Source organism: Streptomyces sp. NPDC002730 (assembly GCF_042888805.1).
In the GTDB taxonomy this organism is placed as follows: Bacteria; Actinomycetota; Actinomycetes; order Streptomycetales; family Streptomycetaceae; genus Streptomyces.
On sequence record NZ_JBIAQG010000001.1, the window covers coordinates 950,087 to 966,745 of the forward strand.

Below are 16,659 nucleotides of genomic sequence, written 5' to 3' on the forward strand. Positions count from 1 at the left end.
GCCACACAAGTGTGCGTGTCCACTTGTCAACCTGCCGACCACATTGTTCGGTTGGCGTCCCACCGGTTGCATGGCCATGACCACCTTTACGGCTGACCAGCACGTGGGAGGGGTACGTACTGTGCGCAAGCCCAGTTCACGCACGCAGAGACCGGGCATTACCAGGGGGACCGGTCTCGCCGCACTGCTCGGAGCGGCAGGATTGCTGCTCACCGCGATACCGGCCCAGGCGGTAACCCCGCCGGCCGCCGCACCGCCCGGCGACGTTCTTCCGGGCGCCCGAACCGCCACTCCGTCGCTCGTCGACGGCATCCGGGAGGCAGCCGACGCCAAGGCGAGCCCGGCCGACGCGGCCCGCGGCCATCTCGCCGCCAAGGAGAGCCGCTACAGGATCGCCGACGCCCGGCGCGATCTCACGCCGCTGCAGACCGTCAAACACGGCGCGGAAGAGACCGTACGGCTTCAGCAGAAGCACCACGGCATCCCGGTGTTCGGTGGAGAGTACGTCGTACGGATGGAGTCCAAGGGCGGCAAGCGCGTCGTCACCGGCACCTCCGGCAAGTACTTCACCGGCCTGAAGACCGGCACCAGGGCGAGCGTCAGCGAGGACACCGCGGTACGCCGCGCGGTCTCGGCCACCGCCGCCCGCCTCGGTGGCAAGACGCTGAGCAAGGCCGACGCGGTACACCGCAAGGGGGCCAAGTCCGCGAAGGCGGCCGCACTCAGCGGCACCGCGGGCGGCCTCGTGGTGATCCCGCGCGGCGAAGGCGTGCTCGCGTACCACGTGACCGTACGCGGCACGAACCCCTCCACCGGCGAACCGGTGCTGCAGCAGGTCTACATCGACGCCGGCGCCGGCTTCCCGGTGCTCCAGTTCAGCGGCATCAAGACCCTCACCGCGCCGAAGGCGGCGGCGTCCTCCGCGGCCGCCAAGGCCGCTCCGAAGGCAGGAGCGGCGGCTGCCGACGCCGACCCGGCCGCCGGCGTCAAGGGCACCGGCGTCAAGCTGGACGGCGCCAAGGTCGACCTCGACGTCCACCTCGACACCACCGCCAACCAGTACGTGATGATCGACTCGTCGCGTATGACGGCCACCACCAAGAACACCCTCACCACCTGGGACGCGCGCGGCCGCGACGTCTCCGAGGTGGCGGGCGTCTGGCCCGGCGGGCTGAAGGAATTCGCCGACCCGGCTAAGGACTTCGGCAAGGGGGCCACCGAGTCGGGCGCGGTCGACGCGCACTGGGCGGCCGGCAAGGTCTACGACTACTACCGGAACAACCACGCCCGCGACAGCCTCGACGGCCGCGGCATGACGATCAACTCCCTGGTCGGTGTGACCGAGTTCGGCTCGCCGTACGTCAACGCCTTCTGGGACGGCCAGAAGATGGTCTACGGCAGCGGGGACGACGAGTACAAGCCGCTCTCCGCCGACCTCGACGTGGTGGGCCACGAGATGACCCACGGTGTCGTCGAGAACACCGCCAACCTGGTCTACGCAGGCCAGTCCGGAGCGATGAACGAGGCGCTCGCCGACTACTTCGGCAACGCCATCGACACCGCCGCTTCCGGCATCTCCATGGACGACCCGGACTCCGGCCTGATCGGCGAGGACCTCTGCCGTACGGCGAAGCCGCGCGCCTGCGCCTTCCGCAACCTCAACGACGGCGCGAGCACCTCGAAGAACTTCCTCGGCATCACCTTCGGCACCGACAACGGCGGCGTCCACCTCAACTCCACCATCTTCTCCGGCGCGCTGTGGGACCTGCGCCAGGACGTGGGCGGGGAGCTCGCCGACCGGATCGTCTACAAGGCGCTGTCCGAGTACATGACGCCGCTCGACGGCTTCACCGACGGGCGAAACGCCGTGCTCGCCGCGGCCAAGGACCTCGGCGTCAGCGCGCAGCAGCTCAACACCGCGAAGCGCTCTTTCAACGCCCACGGCATCGTGCCGGGCTGGGAGGACGCGCTCGGTGTCGACTCCGACCAGCTGCTCGGCAAGGTCAACACCGCCGGCACCGGAGCCCAGGCGGGCGGCGGCTGGTGGACCGTCTCACAGTCGAACGACGACGGCTCGGAGCCGTACTCCGTCTATTCCGGCCGTACGGACGGCAAGGGCGCGCCGAAGCTGATGAGCCCCAACGACGGCCGCTACCACGTCTATCCGGCGACCGACGGAAAGACGGTCGTCTGGGCGGCGTACGGCGCGACCAGCCTCGACATCCTCTCCCGTCCGATCGCGGGCGGCCCGATCAAGAAGCTGTACACCTCGTCCAGCGACATCAGCGGTCTGCGGGTCGAGAACGGCGTGGTCGTCTTCGAGACACTCGGGTTCTTCGAGCGGCATGTCCAGTATCTGCGTCCCGGTGACCGTCAGCCCACCACTGTGGACGGCGGCGGCTTCGAGATCCTCACCGCCCTTCCCGCGATCAAGAACGGGAAGCTCGCGTACGCCAAGCTCTATCCGACCACCACGGAGTACAAGCTCGGCGTCGAGGTCTACGACCTGAAGACCGGCAAGGCCACGCTCACCGAGCAGCTCGGTGACCCGCAGGTACTCGGCCAGACCGGCATCAACTCGTCGTACGTCTTCTCGCTGGTGGACGAGAACCTTGCCGACGAGGGCCAGATGACGGTCCGCCGCTCGGACCTGGACGGCACCGGCACGGTGGACATCAGCCCCGAGCGCAAGCCGGGCGCGCTGATCTCCTCCGACCTCACGTCCTCCGAGGACGCGGTCACCGTGAACGGCGCGCTGCCGGGCACGGCGCTCCGCAATGAGTCGCTGCCGAAGCTGTGGCAGCTGACCACGGACGGCTCGCGCCGGGAGCGGGTCTCCTGCAACCGTGGCGAGCAGATCTCGCCGGCCGCGGTCTCCGGCAGGCAGGTGGTCTGGATCGACGGCACAACGGGCTGGACCGACCTGGTCACCCGCGACCGGCCGGCGGGTCTGTGCGGCTGACGGTTCTGTGATGATCTCTCCGTGAGAGACGGACCCCCGGCGCCCGTGCGCCGGGGGTCCTTCAGAATGGTTCCATGAACACCGTGCCCGGACAGAGTGAGGACCGCGCCCTGCAGGCCGACTGCGAGAGCTGCTTCGGGCTGTGCTGTGTCGCGCTGCCCTTCACCGCGTCGGCCGATTTCGCGGTCAACAAGGACGCCGGAAAGCCGTGCCGCAATCTGCGGACGGACTTCCGCTGCGGTATCCACACCCGGCTGCGGCAGAGCGGCTTCTCCGGCTGCACCGTGTACGACTGTTTCGGCGCCGGACAGAAGGTCTCCCAGGTCACCTTCGGCGGCAAGGACTGGCGGCAGGCACCGGAGACCGCGCAGGAGATGTTCGCGGTGTTCCCGGTCGTACGGCAGCTCCATGAGCTGCTCTGGTATCTGACCGAGGCGCTGACGCTGCGGCCGGCCCGCTCGCTGCACGGCGAGATCCGCCGGCTGCTCGGCGAGACCGAACGCCTCACCGAGCTCGGTCCCGATGCCCTCGGGAAGCTGGATGTGGCGGCGCACCGGCAGGACGTCAATGTGCTGCTGCTCCGCACGAGCGAGCTGGTCCGGGCCGAAGTCGGTCAGGCCGGACGCAAGAAGAAGGACCGCAGGGGCGCCGACCTGATGGGAGCGAGGCTGCGGGGCGCGGACCTCAGGGGCGCCAGTCTGCGGGGCGCGTATCTCATCGCCGCCGATCTCACGGGTGCCGATCTGCGACTGGCCGATCTCATCGGGGCCGACCTGAGGGACGCGGATCTCGCGGGTGCGGATCTGACGGGGAGCTTCTTTCTCACCCAGCCGCAGCTCAACGCGGCGAAAGGCGACGCGGCGACGAGGCTCCCGCCCGGGCTGGCCCGCCCCGCGCACTGGTCGTGACCAGCGGGTCGCGAGGCGGGCCTCATTGGCTCTGCTCAGCCGTTGGCGAGCGCCACGACGCGGTCGTACGCGCCGTTGAACCTGTTGTGGTCGCCGACGATCGGTCCTGACGAGGTGTACTGCCACATCGTTTGGTAGATCCAGCCGGCCGGGAGCGTGCCCGGTGTGGTGTTGTAGCGCGCGATCCACAGCGGGTTGGTCGTACCGAAGCCGCTGTAGTTGCCCGTGCACTGGGTCCACCAGCTGGTGGCGGTGTAGATGACCGCGTCGCGCCCGGTGCGTGCCCGGTAGCGGTTCAGGAAGTCGCGGATCCAGGTGACCATGCCGGACTGGCTCTTGCCGAAGCAGGCGGCGCCGTACGGGTTCCACTCGATGTCCAGCGCGCCGGGGAGGGTTTTGCCGTCGCGGGACCAGCCGCCGCCGTTGTTCACGAAGTAGTCGGCCTGTGCGGTGCCGGTCGCGGTGTCGGGGGTGGCGAAGTGGTACGCGCCGCGGATCATGCCGATGTTGTACGAGCCGCCGTACTGCTGCGCGAAGTACGGGTTCTTGTAGTACGTGCCCTCGGTGGCCTTCACGTAGGCCCACTTCACACCGCTGTTCCACAGCGCCGCCCAGTTGACGTTGCCCTGGTGGCTGGAGACGTCCACGCCTTCGGTCTGGGCGGCGCGGTTGTCGCGTGGGGCGCCGCCCTGACCGTCGTGGGCGACGACGCCCATACCCAGGTGGGCCGAACCGCGTGGGGGAGTGTCCGTGGCGCCGGCCGCTCCGGGGAGCGTGATGAGGAGGGTGAGGACTGCGAGGAGAGTGCCGGCGGCTGTCGCGAGGCGTGAGCGGCCGGTCGTTCCGGATCTGTGCACGGGCATGGCGTGCCTCCGAAGACCTCGGTGGGGGGATCTGACGATGAATCGACATGTCGTGGCGGAATATGGTGTGGACATGCCATTCATGAAGCTACGCACGTAGAACCGCACAGTGGAAGGGGGGCAGAGTGCTGCCGTTGGTCTACGCCTGCGAAATACTGGCCGAGCTGCGGCAATGGATGCCGCCGGAAGAAACTTTCAGAATCCGGAAAGCGTGCGAGGGGTGCTGACGTGCACGAAAGCGGTACGGGGAGTGAAGCGGACCCCAAGGGTGAGAGTGGTGTGGACCACGTATTCCTCGCCCTGGAGCGGGAGTTGGCTGTCTTTCTGCGCCGGGCCCGGGCGTCCTCGGGCGAAATGGCGCGCGAGGTCCACCCCGAGCTGGAGCCCGCCGCCTATGGCTTGTTCGTACGTCTGGAAGAGGTCGGGCAGCAGCGCGCCACCGCGCTCGCCGGATACTTCGGCGTCGGCAAGGCGACCATGAGCCGCCAGCTGCGCGCCCTCGAGGAGCTCGGTCTGGTGACCCGCGAACCCGATCCGGCCGACGGACGGGCCTCACTCGTCCGGCTCACCGACGAGGGCCTGGCCCGCTTCCGCCGGGTGCGTGACGCGCGCCGCGACAGCTACGTGAACAAACTGGCCGGCTGGGACCGCGGCGAGATCGCGGAGCTGGCCCGGCTGCTGCATCAGCTGAACGCGCGAGCGGAGAGCTGAGGGAGCCGGCAGCGGGGTCAGAGCTCCGCGAAGACGACCGCCGCATCGTCGTGCAACTTCCAGCGGATCACGGCCGTGCGCTCTTCGGCCGACTTCTCCAGCGCCCTGACCCGGTCGATCAGCCCCTGCGGCCCTTCCTTGCGGATGAGGCCAAGGCACTCGGCCCAGCTGCCCTCCGCGAACATGTCGACCCAGCGGGACGCGCCGTCGGTGAGCGCGGCCACCGCCCGTACCTCGGCACGCGGCGTACTGCCCGTCACCGCACGGACCGCCACAGCCGGATCGGCCGCGGCGGTGAAGAACCCGCCCTCCGCATTGCGCAGGGCGTCCGCCGAGGCGTGCGTACGCAGGGAGGCCCGGGGCAGCCGGTCGATCCGGTCGTCCAGCACCGCCCGCACCTCACCGCCCGGCGACTCCAGCAGCAGCGTGGAGTCGGAGAGCACCAGATACTCCACCGCCTCCGTCGCGGCACCCCAGCGCGCCATGACCACCGTTGCCTGAGGCGTACGTACGTGAGAAAGGTCACAGGTTTCGCGGTGGGTGTCAGCGGTGCGCCGGATTGCCGCGGAGAGGATCTCCGTCAGCGTCAGATCCCGTCGCGAACCGGACAGTTCGACCAGCGCGCCGCCGAGCCGGGTGGTGAACCAGGGCACCCCGTGCACACATCCGTCATCGCCTTTCGGAGGGGTCACACCGTCCAGCACGACCAGTGTTCCGCCCTGGCCCGAGGCGGGCAGGGTCACGGACGCCCAGTCCTCGTTGGGGCGTTCGGGAGTGCCGGGGGCAGTGGCGAGTTCGATACGCATGAGATCCAGTCTGCATGACTCCTTCACATGGCCCACATGACCGTACATTTGGCGCATACCAGCAGGTCAGGGGGATCCCAAGATCGAGGGAGGCGGGGCCGGAAAGCTGCGGGCGCGCATCTTGCCAAAGCCCGGCCGGAAGATCCAGCCGTTGGCCCACATGTCGGCCGACCGGCCGCCGCCGCGAGTTGTTTGCCAACTCCAGAGTGCTGTTCACTCGTTCGGGTGGCGGAGCGGCCGATGCGCGCCTCCCTCCCAAAAGCGCTGGAATGGTCGGAAGCCGTGCCAGGGGTGGGGCTCTCGTGTGTGACCGGTCGTCATCTCTGCTTCATGGGTGGACGAGTCAAGCAAGATTGCGAGCACCGGTGCAGAAGAAGCGGCCTCGGGGCAAAGGCGGCAGGCCCTCCGAAACCCCGGGAATCTCCCCGGCCCTGGCCACTCAGGTCCCTCAGGGCATCCAGCCTCCGCTGGAGGCCTCGAACGGCCCTGCCGCGCGCGGGCGCACCGTGCGCGTACGCAGCCGGCTCGTCGCCGGTGTCGCCGCCGTCAGCCTTGTCGTCATCGCTGCAGGCACCCCCGGCATCCTCGCCACCTCCGCCGAACTGACCGAGTCGCAGCGCCTGGTCACCCTCGCCGGGCTCAACCGCCAGGCCGTCACCCTCGCCCAGTCACTCGCCGACGAGCGCGACGAGGTCACGGCGTACATCGCTGCGGGCCGCGACGACCAGAAGGGCGACAAGAAGGACCGGCGCGAGATCTCCGGCAGCCGCAGCGCCCGCGTCGACCGGCAGATCGACGAGATTCGCGGCAGTGTCCCCGGCGACCACGCCGAGCTGCGGCGCGACCTCGCCTCCGTCCCCTCCGTCCGCCGTACCGCCCTCACCGGCAAGGGCACGGCGATGGAGGCCCACCGCGCCTACTCCGCCGTCATGGCGAACCTCCAGGCCCTCTCCGACGAGCTCGCCGAGAAGACCCCGCCGCGCGCCGCCGACCGCACCCGCGCGCCCGCCGCCCTCGGCCTCGCCGTGGAGCAGGCCTCCGCCACCCGCGGGCTGCTGCTCGCCGCACTCTCCGTGCCCCGGCAGCGGAGCACCCAGAGCATCGACCCGGTCACCGGCCTCCCGGTCCAGGACGAGGGCCAGGACGACGGGGCCGCCGACCGTACGCGCAACGCACTCAGCGCCGCCGCCCAGCAGTCCCGGGTGCGGGAACTCGCCGCGCTCGCCGACTTCGACCAGGCCGCGGGCAAGGACGCCCGCGACAAGCTGGCCGCCACCGTCACCGGACCCGAGGTCAAGACCGCCGAGCTCTATCTCGCCCGCCTCACCGACCAGCCCGAGCTCTCCACCGGCGACCGCAAGTCCAACCGCGAGAAGCTCGAGTCCTCGCTCACCGCCCGTATCGAGCAGATGCGGGGCGTCGAGTCCTCCCTCGCCGCCGACCGGACCGAGGGCTTCGCGCAGCTGCGCGACGACGATGTCACCGCGCTGGAGCTGCGGATCGCGCTGCTCGGCGGACTGCTGATCGTCGCCATCGGCGTGTCCGCCGCTGTCGCCCGTACGCTCACCCGCCCGCTCGCCGTCCTGCGGATCGGCGCGGCCCGGCTCGCCGCCGCCCCCGAGGTGGAGGAGCAGGTCCGCTTCACCGGCCGCAATGACGAGTTCGCACAGGTCGTACGGTCCCTCAACACCCTGCACGGCAAGCTGCGGGACCTCGGCGTACGGGTCGAACGGCTGGACAACGACCGCGTCGACCTGATCGGCGCCCGCGACTCGCTCGCCGCCGAACTGGCCGCCGGACGCGCCGAACTCCAGGAGCGCACCGCCGAGATCACCGCCGACCTCGAGCGGCTGCGGCACACCGTCCACCACACCTTCGTCAACCTCTCGCTGCGCACGCTCGGCCTCGTCGAACGACAGCTCGGCGTCATCGAGAAGCTGGAGGAGCGCGAGCAGGACCCGGAGCGGCTCGCCACCCTCTTCAAGCTCGACCACCTGGCCACCGTCATGCGCCGCCACAGCGAGAACCTGCTGGTCCTCGCGGGCGCCGAGCACGGGCACGCGCACTCGGGACCCGTCCCGCTCGTGGACGTACTGCGCGCCGCCGTCAGTGAGATCGAGCGGTACGAGCGAGTCGTCATCCAGTCCCTGCCGCCGCACGCCCAGGTCGCCGGGTTCGCCGCGGACGACCTCAGCCATCTGATCGCCGAACTCCTCGAGAACGCCACCTCCTTCTCGCCGCCGGACGCCCAGGTCGAGCTGTCGGGCTGGCTGCTGGAGAGCGGCGAGGTGATGCTCTCCGTGCAGGACACCGGCATAGGGATGACCAGCGGGCGCATCACCGAGCTGAACGCGCGGCTGGAGGACCCCGAGGCGTACGAGACGAGTGCGGGCAGCGACGGCGAGGGCCTCGGACTGCGGGTGGCGGCGCTGCTCGCCGCGCGCCACGGCGTACGGGTCCAGCTGCGCGAGCAGAAGCAGGGCGGGATCACCGCGGTCGTCGTGCTGTCGCAGTCGCTGCTTCCGGCCGGACCGCCGGCCGCCGAGTCGCACAGCGTGGCGGTGGCGGGCGCGGCGCCCACGCAGCATCTGCCCGGATCTGTGGCGGAGGCCAACTCCAATGCGCTGCCCAGCAGCCCGCGGCGGGTCGACCCACTGGTGCTGGCGGCCGAGCAGGCGATCCGCGAGGCGGAGCCGGACACGCACGAGCGGACGGCGGACGGCGACCCGGAGGCCACCGGCACCGGGGTCGACGAGGCGACCTTCGAGATGCGTCTGCCGGAGCCCGAGCCCGAGCCCGAGCCGGAGCCGGAGCCGGAGGCCCCAGCGGGCCCGGAGCCGGAGGCCCAGGCGGACCCGCAGCCCGTCCCGGAGCCGGCGGTCGGACCCGAGCCCTTCCCGGAGCCGGCGGTCGGACCCGAGCCTGACGCGCAGCCGGAACCCGAGGCCGAGAAGCCGGCAGCCGGCCCCAAGTGGGAGCGCGTCACCGACAAGGGCCTGCCCAAGCGCACCCCGAAGGTCGTCAAGCCCGCCACCGGCGCACCCACCGGGCGCACCGGCAGCGTCGACGCCGAAGCCCTGCGGCGCCGCCTCGGCGGTTTCCACCAGGGCGCGAAGGACGGCCGCCGCGACGTCGAGGCGGAGCTCGCGGAACAGACCGCGGCCGATACACGGACAACAGCAGAAGAAGCGGGGGACACAGTCGAGGAGGCACGCAGTTGACTGCGACCGGCACATTCGGCCTGAGCAGCGAAGCCCGCAATCTGCACTGGTTGTTGAGCAATTTCGTGGAGGAGGTACCAGGAGCCCGCTCGGTCGCTGTTGTCTCGTCCGACGGACTGCTGCTGCTCTCCTCCGACCCCGCCCAGAACGTCGTCCCGGCCGCCAAGAGCCGCCCGGAAGGCCCCAGAGGCTCCAGCGCGGACCTCGCCACGATCGTCTCCGGCATCGGCAGCCTCACCATCGGTGCCGCCAAGCTGATGGACGGCGGCGGCGTCAAGCAGACGATGGTCGCGATGGACGAAGGCAGCGTCTTCGTCATGTCGATCAGTGACGGTTCGCTGCTCGGCGTGCACACCGCTCCCGACTGCGACATGAGTGTCGTCGCCTACCACATGGCCCTCTTCGTCGGCCGTGCCGGACATGTCCTCACCCCCGAACTCCGCAGCGAACTGCGCAAATCAATGGAGAGCGCCCAGTGACGCCCCCCAAACTGCCGGTGCGCGGCGACGGCCGACGCCCGGCCCGGGTCCGCCCCTACTCCCTCACCGGCGGCCGCACCCGCTTCGGCCATGTGCTGCTCGTCGAGACCTTCGTGGCCGCGCTCGAAGCGCCGGCCGAGCGCAAGGAGCTGCCGAACGGCGACCTCTCCTCGCGGGTGATGCCCGAGCTGCGGGCCATCGTCGAGCTGTGCCGTCGTATGCGTACCGTCGCCGAGATATCGGCGCTGCTGAAGATGCCGCTGGGCGTTGTCCGGGTGCTGCTCAGCGACCTGGCCGACCAGGGAAAGATCCGTGTGTACGGGACCGGGCACGGCGCCGGCCAGCCCGACCGCGCGCTGCTCGAAAGGGTGTTGAGTGGACTCCGCCGCCTCTGACACGCTCCTCGCCCGGCCCCACCCGCAGCCCGAAGAGGAGCTGCAGGCATGGCAGTTGGACCGCACCCGGGCGCCCATCGCCACCAAGATCGTGGTCGCGGGCGGCTTCGGCGTCGGCAAGACGACCTTTGTCGGGGCGGTCTCCGAGATCACGCCGCTGCAGACCGAGGCGTTGATGACGCAGGCGAGCGAGGAGACCGACGATCTCACCGAGACGCCGGACAAGCTCACCACGACCGTCGCCATGGACTTCGGCCGGATCACGCTCGACGACGATCTGGTGCTGTATGTCTTCGGGACGCCCGGCCAGCAGCGCTTCTGGTTCATGTGGGACGACCTGGTGCGCGGCGCGATCGGCGCGATCGTGCTGGCCGACACCCGCAGGCTGCCGGACTGCTTCCCGGCGCTCGACTACTTCGAGAGCTCCGGGCTGCCGTACATCGTCGCCGTCAATCACTTCGAGGGTACGGAGGTGTTCGAGACCGAGGACGTGCGCGAGGCCCTGACCGTCCCGCCCCATGTGCCCGTTGTGATCATGGACGCGCGCAATCGGATCACGGTGATCGAATCGCTGCTCGCGCTGGTCGCCCACGCTCTCGAAGCCACCCCCGAATAGCACTGAACTGACGAAAGAGACTCCTTCGATGCGGAAGATACTCATAGTCGGAGCCGGTCAGTCCGGTCTCCAGCTCGCCCTCGGACTCCAGTCGCAGGGCTACGAGGTCACCCTGATGTCCAACCGCACCGCGGACGAGATCCGGTCCGGCCGGGTCATGTCCACGCAGTGCATGTTCGACACGGCGCTGCAGCACGAGCGCGATCTCGGCATCAACTTCTGGGAGTCCCAGGCCCCGCGCATCGAGGGCCTCGGCGTCTCCGTCGCCGCCCCCGACGCCTCCCGGCCCATCGACTGGGTCGGCAAGCTGGAGGGTTACGCCCAGTCGGTCGACCAGCGCGTGAAGATGGCCGGCTGGATGGAGACCTTCGCCCAGCGCGGCGGGCAGCTCGTCATCCACGGCGCGGCAGTCTCCGACCTGGACTTCTTCTCCCGTACGTACGACCTGGTGATGGTCTCGGCCGGCAAGGGCGAACTGGTCTCGATGTTCGGCCGGGACGCCTCCCGCTCGCCGTACGACACCCCGCAGCGCGCGCTGGCCGTCTCCTACGTCCACGGCCTGGGCCCGCGCCCCGAGCACCCCGAGTACGACGCGGTCCGCTGCAACCTCGTGCCGGGCGTCGGTGAGCTCTTCGTGATGCCGACCTTCACCACCACCGGCCGCGCGGACATCCTCTTCTGGGAGGGCATCCCGGGCGGTCCGCTCGATGTCTTCCAGGGCGTCAAGGATCCGGCGGAGCACCTCTCGCTGACCCTCGAGCTCATGGAGAAGTTCACGCCCTGGGAGTACGCGCGCGCCACCAAGGTCGAGCTGACCGACGCGGGCGGCACTCTCGCGGGCCGGTACGCGCCCACCGTCCGCAACCCGATCGGCCGCCTCCCCGGCGGCGGACTGGTCCTCGGCGTCGCCGATGTGGTCGTCGCCAACGACCCGATCACCGGCCAGGGCTCCAACTCGGCGTCCAAGTGCGCGGCCGCCTACCTCTCCTCGATCACCGAGCACGGCGACCGGCCGTTCGACGAGGCGTGGATGCAGTCCACCTTCGACCGCTACTGGGACACCGCGCAGCACGTCACCAAGTGGACGAACGCGATGCTCGGCGTGCCGCCCGAGCATGTCCTCAACCTGATCGGTGCCGCGGGCCAGCTCCAGCCGGTCGCCGACCGTTTCGCGAACGGCTTCAACGACCCGGCGGACTTCGAGAACTTCTTCTACGACCCGGAGAAGACCAACGCGTACCTCGGCGAGGTCGCGGGCGCCGGCGCCTGACGCAAGGGGGGTTGCCCCGGGTGCGGATCAGCCGGCGCCCGGGGCCGACTCCGCTCCGTACGCCGCGTCCGAGCCCGCCGTCGCGCCGGGCGGCAGCGCCGGCCGTGTGTAGCTGCGCAGCGCGGCTCCGTCCGGATCCGGGCGGACCGCGCCCAGCAGCGGGTTCGCCGCGATCGGCGAGACCTTGACGCGGGTGCCGGGGTGCGGGGCCTGCACCACCAGGCCCTCGCCCAGATAGATCGCCACATGGGTGGCCTTGGGGAAGTAGATCACCAGGTCACCGGGGCGCAGCCGGCGCAGTGACACCTTCGGGAGCTCCCGCCACTGCTCCTGCGACGTACGCGGGATGGTGCGTCCGGCCCGCGCCCAGGCCTGGGAGGTCAGCCCCGAGCAGTCGTACGCCTGAGGGCCCTCCGCGCCCCAGACGTACGGCTTGCCGATCTGTTCGACGGCGTACTCCAGCGCCTGGTCGCCCTCCTCGGAGGGGGTGCGCTTGCCGTTGAGCACGCCCGTGGAGAGCAGCTTCTTCTGGGCTTTCGCGGTGTGGGACCGCTCCAGCGCGGCCAGTTCGGCGATCTCCTCGACGGAGAGCGAGGCGAGCAGCTTCTCGACCTCCTTCAGTCGCGCCGTGGCCCTGTCGCGCGCCTGCTTCTGCTTGTTCGCGAGCGTCTGTTCCTCGTCCAGAGCCTTGCGGGACTCGCTCGCCAGCGTGTCCGCCCGCTTCGCGCCCGCCTCGAGCCGTGCGATCGTCGCCAGCCGGTCGCTGGCCGCTCGCTCGATCAGATGGTCCTGGTCGAGGGCTTGCCGCGGGTTCTTGGCGAGCAGCAACTGGAGGTAGGAGGAGAGATCGGACTGTCCCTGGTACTGCTCCCGCGCCAGTCGGCCGACGTCGCGGCGGCCGGCGTCGATCGCGTTGCGCGCTGTGGCCAGGTCGCGGGCGAGCCTGGCCGTCTCGGCCTGCTGCTGCCTGAGTTTTACCTCCGTGGCGTTGTACGTCTCGCCGGCCTCCTCGATCTGTCGGTACAGCTTCTGAAGTTCGGTCAGCATTCCGGAGACGGTCGTGGGCGCGGGCGGCACGGCGGCGGCCGGTGGTGCCGGCACCACCGCGGTCACCGTGGCGACGGCCAGCGCCGCCGTACAGACAGCACGGAGCAAACTGCCTGACACCACATCACCTCCGGCTGCTGGGGTGGGCCGTCCACGCCGTCCACCTCGCAGCCGATGATGCGAGCGCGCCGCTCGCACCGCCCCACGAGTGGTCGATTCGGCGCAATGCGGTCACTCGTTGTGGGGAGTACGGGGATGCGTTGGTGTGTCAGTCCACCGGCAGGGCGTAAAAGGTCCGGTCCCGCCGGACGACGAGATTCCGGCCGCCACCGGCGAGGGGCTCGTAGCGGGGTGTGTCGGTTCCGCCGTCCTGCGCGCCCGTCTCCTGGAACTTCCACAGCCGCTTTCCGTCGCGCGCGGCGAACGCGGTGAGCTGGCCGCTGTCGTACGCGAGTACCGTCCGGCCGCTCGTGCTGAAGCCGCTCCCCGGAATCTCGTTCGACACCGGCGCGTCGGTGGAGCGCTGCCACAGTCGGCGGCCGTTCGCGGTGTCGACGGCGGACACCTGCTGGTGGCGGTTGGCGACGTACAGCATGGGGCTGCGGAGGATCGCGCCGCCGAAACCGAAGACTCCGCTCTCGCCGGGAGCCGTATCGGCCGGGGCCAGCCGCCACAGCAACGCGCCGGTGCTGATCGTGTACGCGTTCAGCCGGTCGGCCACCGGGGCGAACAGCCTGCCCGACGCATCGCCCACCAGCGCGGCGGCGGGATGGACATCGGCCAGCCGCAGCGACTTGAGCTGCTTGCCGGTCTTCCGGTCGAAGGCCAGCAGCACGGATGCGCCCTTGGCGGCCTTCTGCTGAGCGGGGGTCAGGGTGGACGCGTACTGCCGTACGACGATCTCGGCGGGGCGCACACCGATCAGCTGGTACTGCGGCGCATACGGGGCAGGTGCCCCCGGGATCCGGGTGCGCCACAGCCACTTCCGGGCGACGAGGTCGTACGCGAGCAGGTACGACTCCAGCGCGGCGCCCTTCTTGACCTGGCCGGTCATCCAGAGCGTGGTCCCGTCCAGGCCGGTCCTGCCGGTGAGCGTCAGGACCTCGCCGGGACCGGCCAGTGCGGCCTTGGCGACCCGGTGCTTGACCTGTCCATCCTGTGCCGCGATCCACAGGAACGCGTCGGGGATGTCCACGAAGCAGAGCGCGTCGTCGACGGGTACGGCGCGGGAGACCGACGCGGCCTCCTTGCGCTGCCAGAGCGGCCGTCCGGTACGGAGATCGACCCCGGTGGACTGCTCCTTGCCGGTCAGGACCAGCACCCGGTCCTGCCAGACGGTGGCGGACAGCGGTTCGGCGGCGGTCGCCGGATGCTCGTACCGCCACACCGGCTCCGGCGGCAGCCCGGCCATCCGGGTGCGGTGCGGAGCGGGGGCGGCTTGGGCGGGTTTCTTGTCCGAGTCCCCGGCGGCGACGGCGTACACCGCGGCGCCGCCGACCACGAGCCCGGCAGCCGCCCCGACGATGCCGGTGAGCAGCGCACGCCGATCGGGCGCGGGCGCGCCGGGGAGGGGCGCGCCGGGAGGCAGCGCTGCGGGGAGGGGCGCTGTGGGAAGGGCGGCGGTGGGGAGGGGCGCTGCGGTCGCAGGAGCGACGGCCGGCCGCGCGACTGCGGCTGCGGTGCTGGTCGGCGCGCTCCGCGCCGCAGGTACGGCGAGCGCGGCGGTGACCCGGTCAACGCCCGCCCCGAGCCCGCCAGCCCCGGGCGCGTTGCGACCGCCGCCCACGAGCAGGGTGTCCGTGTCCCGCACGGAGCCCGGCCCCGCGCCGACGGCGCTCGCGTGCTGTGCCGCCACCGCATCCGCAGGCTTCGCGTCCGCCGGCTGGAGGCCCGCCTCCGATTGGCCGGAGCCCGAGCCAGGACCGGGACCGGCGCTCCACGCATCCTCCTGCCCCAGCGACCTCACCCGCGCCGCCTGCGCCTCCACCGCAGCTACCAGGCTCGGGGGCAGCCAGCCCTCCCGCGTCAGTGCCGCCGCGCCCTCCAGGGCCAGGTCCGCCGCCACCGTGCCCGCCGAAGGGCGGTCCTCCGGAGACTTCGACAGGCAGTGGGCCACCAAGGGGCGCAACTCGCCCGGTACTCCGTCCAGTTCCGGCTCTCCGTGCGCGATACCGTCCGCGTCCGCCAGTGGGGTCGTACCCGTCGACGCGTACGCCAGCAGCAGGCCCAGGACAAAAATGTCCGACGGCGGTCCGGGCTTCGCGCCCGTCGCCTGTTCCGGGGTCAGATAGCCGAGCTTCACCGTCAGTTGCCCGTCCGGATGGGCCTCCGCGACGGCGGCCGCGCCCAGCGCCCCGAACGCGGTGAGCCGCGGTCCGTCCGCCGCGAGCAGCACCGTGTCGGGCGCCAGCCCGTGCAGCACCGTCCCGGTCGCATGCACGCGCGAAAGGATCTCCGCGAGAGCCGCGCCCAGTATGCGTACCGCCCGTTCCGGAAGTGGGCCGGCCAGCGCGATGGCTTCGCGCAGCGTCAGCGCAGGGACGTACGAGCTCGCCGTCCACAGCGGCTCCCCGTCCGTGGCCTCAGCACCCTCGGTCCCTTCCGTGCCGTCCGTGCCGTCCGTACTGGATTCGATCGGCGCCACCCAGCCCCCGGCCAGCCGCTGCGTCCGCTGCGTCTCCGACCGGAAGCGGCGCCTGAACGCCGTCAGCGCCGCCAGCTCCGGCCTGGCCACCGAGACGACCGCGATCGCGCCGTCCGGCCCGTGCGCGAGGTAGCGGACGCAGACCGCCGAATCCCGGTGGCGCGCCAGGGTGGTGAACGGGCCGATCTGGCGCGGATCGTCCTGCTGCAGCGGCTCCATCGAGTGCATCCCCCCTGGCGACACGGTCCCGTGATCTTATGGCGCGCCGTTCGGCTTCGACCAGGGCCACCTCAGCGCGCGGCGTTCCACGCCCTCCGGGGCGTACTCGTACTTCCAGCCGCGCTGCAGCCTCAGCCGTTTGGTGTAACCGGCCGGTACGCGACGGTACGCGTACACCGTCGGCGGGCTGCCGTCCTCGTTCGGTACGGGGATCTCGTACCACTTCGGCGGATGGCCCGTCATCCCGACCAGGACCGGCAGCACACGCCCGTCCAGTGGCCCGCCCACGAAGGGGGTGTTCTCGCTTCTCACGTGAGCCAGTGTCACGCAGGCCCCACACGCCGTCCGCACCGGGCGCGCCCACCGTCCGGAAGAACCCGTCCGCCGCACGTGCTCGGCAGGGTCCGAGCGGCACTTCCGGCCGATCCGCTCGGCTTGTGGCATTGACACGCCAAATTCGCCCCGATACTTTCGGCCCAGGCCGAAACTAGCCGGGCTCTGGCTCCCTTTCTCAGGCC

General features: G+C 70.8%; 13 protein-coding genes. 8 read left to right on the plus strand and 5 right to left on the minus strand.

Going from position 1 to position 16,659, the window contains the following annotated elements:
- Positions 1 to 121: 121 nt before the first annotated feature.
- Together ACFYXH_RS04645 and ACFYXH_RS04650 are read left to right on the plus strand one after the other, a co-directional pair.
- Positions 122 to 2,962 carry a M4 family metallopeptidase gene (locus ACFYXH_RS04645; protein ID WP_389560508.1) on the plus strand — a complete coding sequence of 947 codons (2,841 nt, stop codon included), beginning with the start codon at positions 122 to 124 and terminating at the stop codon, positions 2,960 to 2,962.
- A gap of 74 nt (positions 2,963 to 3,036) precedes the next feature.
- Complete coding sequence (locus ACFYXH_RS04650; RefSeq protein ID WP_389560509.1) at positions 3,037 to 3,870, plus strand: pentapeptide repeat-containing protein; 834 nt, start codon at positions 3,037 to 3,039, stop codon at positions 3,868 to 3,870.
- Positions 3,871 to 3,905: 35 nt separating this feature from the next.
- On the opposite strand, the gene ACFYXH_RS04655 is transcribed toward ACFYXH_RS04650, so the two are convergent.
- Positions 3,906 to 4,733 (minus strand): lysozyme, encoded by an 828-nt coding sequence (locus ACFYXH_RS04655; protein WP_389560510.1) that lies wholly within the window; start codon positions 4,731 to 4,733, stop codon positions 3,906 to 3,908.
- Positions 4,734 to 4,961: 228 nt separating this feature from the next.
- Here ACFYXH_RS04655 and ACFYXH_RS04660 point away from each other — a divergent pair, with 228 nt between their 5' ends.
- Positions 4,962 to 5,444 carry a MarR family winged helix-turn-helix transcriptional regulator gene (locus ACFYXH_RS04660; RefSeq protein ID WP_385305811.1) on the plus strand — a complete coding sequence of 161 codons (483 nt, stop codon included), beginning with the start codon at positions 4,962 to 4,964 and terminating at the stop codon, positions 5,442 to 5,444.
- 17 nt (positions 5,445 to 5,461) lie between these two features.
- On the opposite strand, the gene ACFYXH_RS04665 is transcribed toward ACFYXH_RS04660, so the two are convergent.
- Entirely contained in the window at positions 5,462 to 6,250 is a 789-nt protein-coding gene (locus tag ACFYXH_RS04665) for a hypothetical protein (RefSeq protein ID WP_389560512.1), read from the minus strand.
- A 365-nt stretch (positions 6,251 to 6,615) separates the two neighbouring features.
- Between ACFYXH_RS04665 and ACFYXH_RS04670 the strand changes: the two genes are divergently transcribed.
- From ACFYXH_RS04670 to ACFYXH_RS04690, 5 genes are read left to right on the plus strand one after another with little or no spacing between them, the layout of a single operon-like run.
- Positions 6,616 to 9,471 carry a nitrate- and nitrite sensing domain-containing protein gene (locus tag ACFYXH_RS04670; RefSeq protein ID WP_389560514.1) on the plus strand — a complete coding sequence of 952 codons (2,856 nt, stop codon included), beginning with the start codon at positions 6,616 to 6,618 and terminating at the stop codon, positions 9,469 to 9,471.
- The gene (locus ACFYXH_RS04675) at positions 9,468 to 9,950 is read left to right on the plus strand and encodes a roadblock/LC7 domain-containing protein (RefSeq protein WP_389560515.1); all 483 of its coding nucleotides are present in this window, start codon (positions 9,468 to 9,470) and stop codon (positions 9,948 to 9,950) included. The genes ACFYXH_RS04670 and ACFYXH_RS04675 overlap by 4 nt, the downstream gene beginning before the upstream one ends.
- On the plus strand, positions 9,947 to 10,345 hold the full coding sequence (locus ACFYXH_RS04680) for a DUF742 domain-containing protein (RefSeq protein ID WP_327326049.1): 399 nt from the start codon (positions 9,947 to 9,949) through the stop codon (positions 10,343 to 10,345). The genes ACFYXH_RS04675 and ACFYXH_RS04680 overlap by 4 nt, the downstream gene beginning before the upstream one ends.
- On the plus strand, positions 10,326 to 10,961 hold the full coding sequence (locus ACFYXH_RS04685) for an ATP/GTP-binding protein (protein ID WP_389560517.1): 636 nt from the start codon (positions 10,326 to 10,328) through the stop codon (positions 10,959 to 10,961). Before ACFYXH_RS04680 ends, ACFYXH_RS04685 begins: the two co-directional genes overlap by 20 nt.
- A 28-nt stretch (positions 10,962 to 10,989) precedes the next feature.
- Complete coding sequence (locus ACFYXH_RS04690; protein ID WP_389560519.1) at positions 10,990 to 12,231, plus strand: styrene monooxygenase/indole monooxygenase family protein; 1,242 nt, start codon at positions 10,990 to 10,992, stop codon at positions 12,229 to 12,231.
- 27 nt (positions 12,232 to 12,258) lie between these two features.
- Here the strand turns inward: ACFYXH_RS04690 and ACFYXH_RS04695 are convergent, their stop codons facing one another.
- The 3 genes from ACFYXH_RS04695 to ACFYXH_RS04705 form a co-directional block, all read right to left on the minus strand.
- Positions 12,259 to 13,398, minus strand: coding sequence for an NlpC/P60 family protein (locus ACFYXH_RS04695; RefSeq protein WP_389560521.1), 1,140 nt, complete (start codon positions 13,396 to 13,398; stop codon positions 12,259 to 12,261).
- A 148-nt stretch (positions 13,399 to 13,546) separates the two neighbouring features.
- Positions 13,547 to 16,141, minus strand: coding sequence for a PQQ-binding-like beta-propeller repeat protein (locus ACFYXH_RS04700; RefSeq protein ID WP_389560523.1), 2,595 nt, complete (start codon positions 16,139 to 16,141; stop codon positions 13,547 to 13,549).
- A 36-nt stretch (positions 16,142 to 16,177) separates the two neighbouring features.
- Complete coding sequence (locus ACFYXH_RS04705) at positions 16,178 to 16,453, minus strand: hypothetical protein (protein WP_362679847.1); 276 nt, start codon at positions 16,451 to 16,453, stop codon at positions 16,178 to 16,180.
- Positions 16,454 to 16,659: the final 206 nt, after the last annotated feature.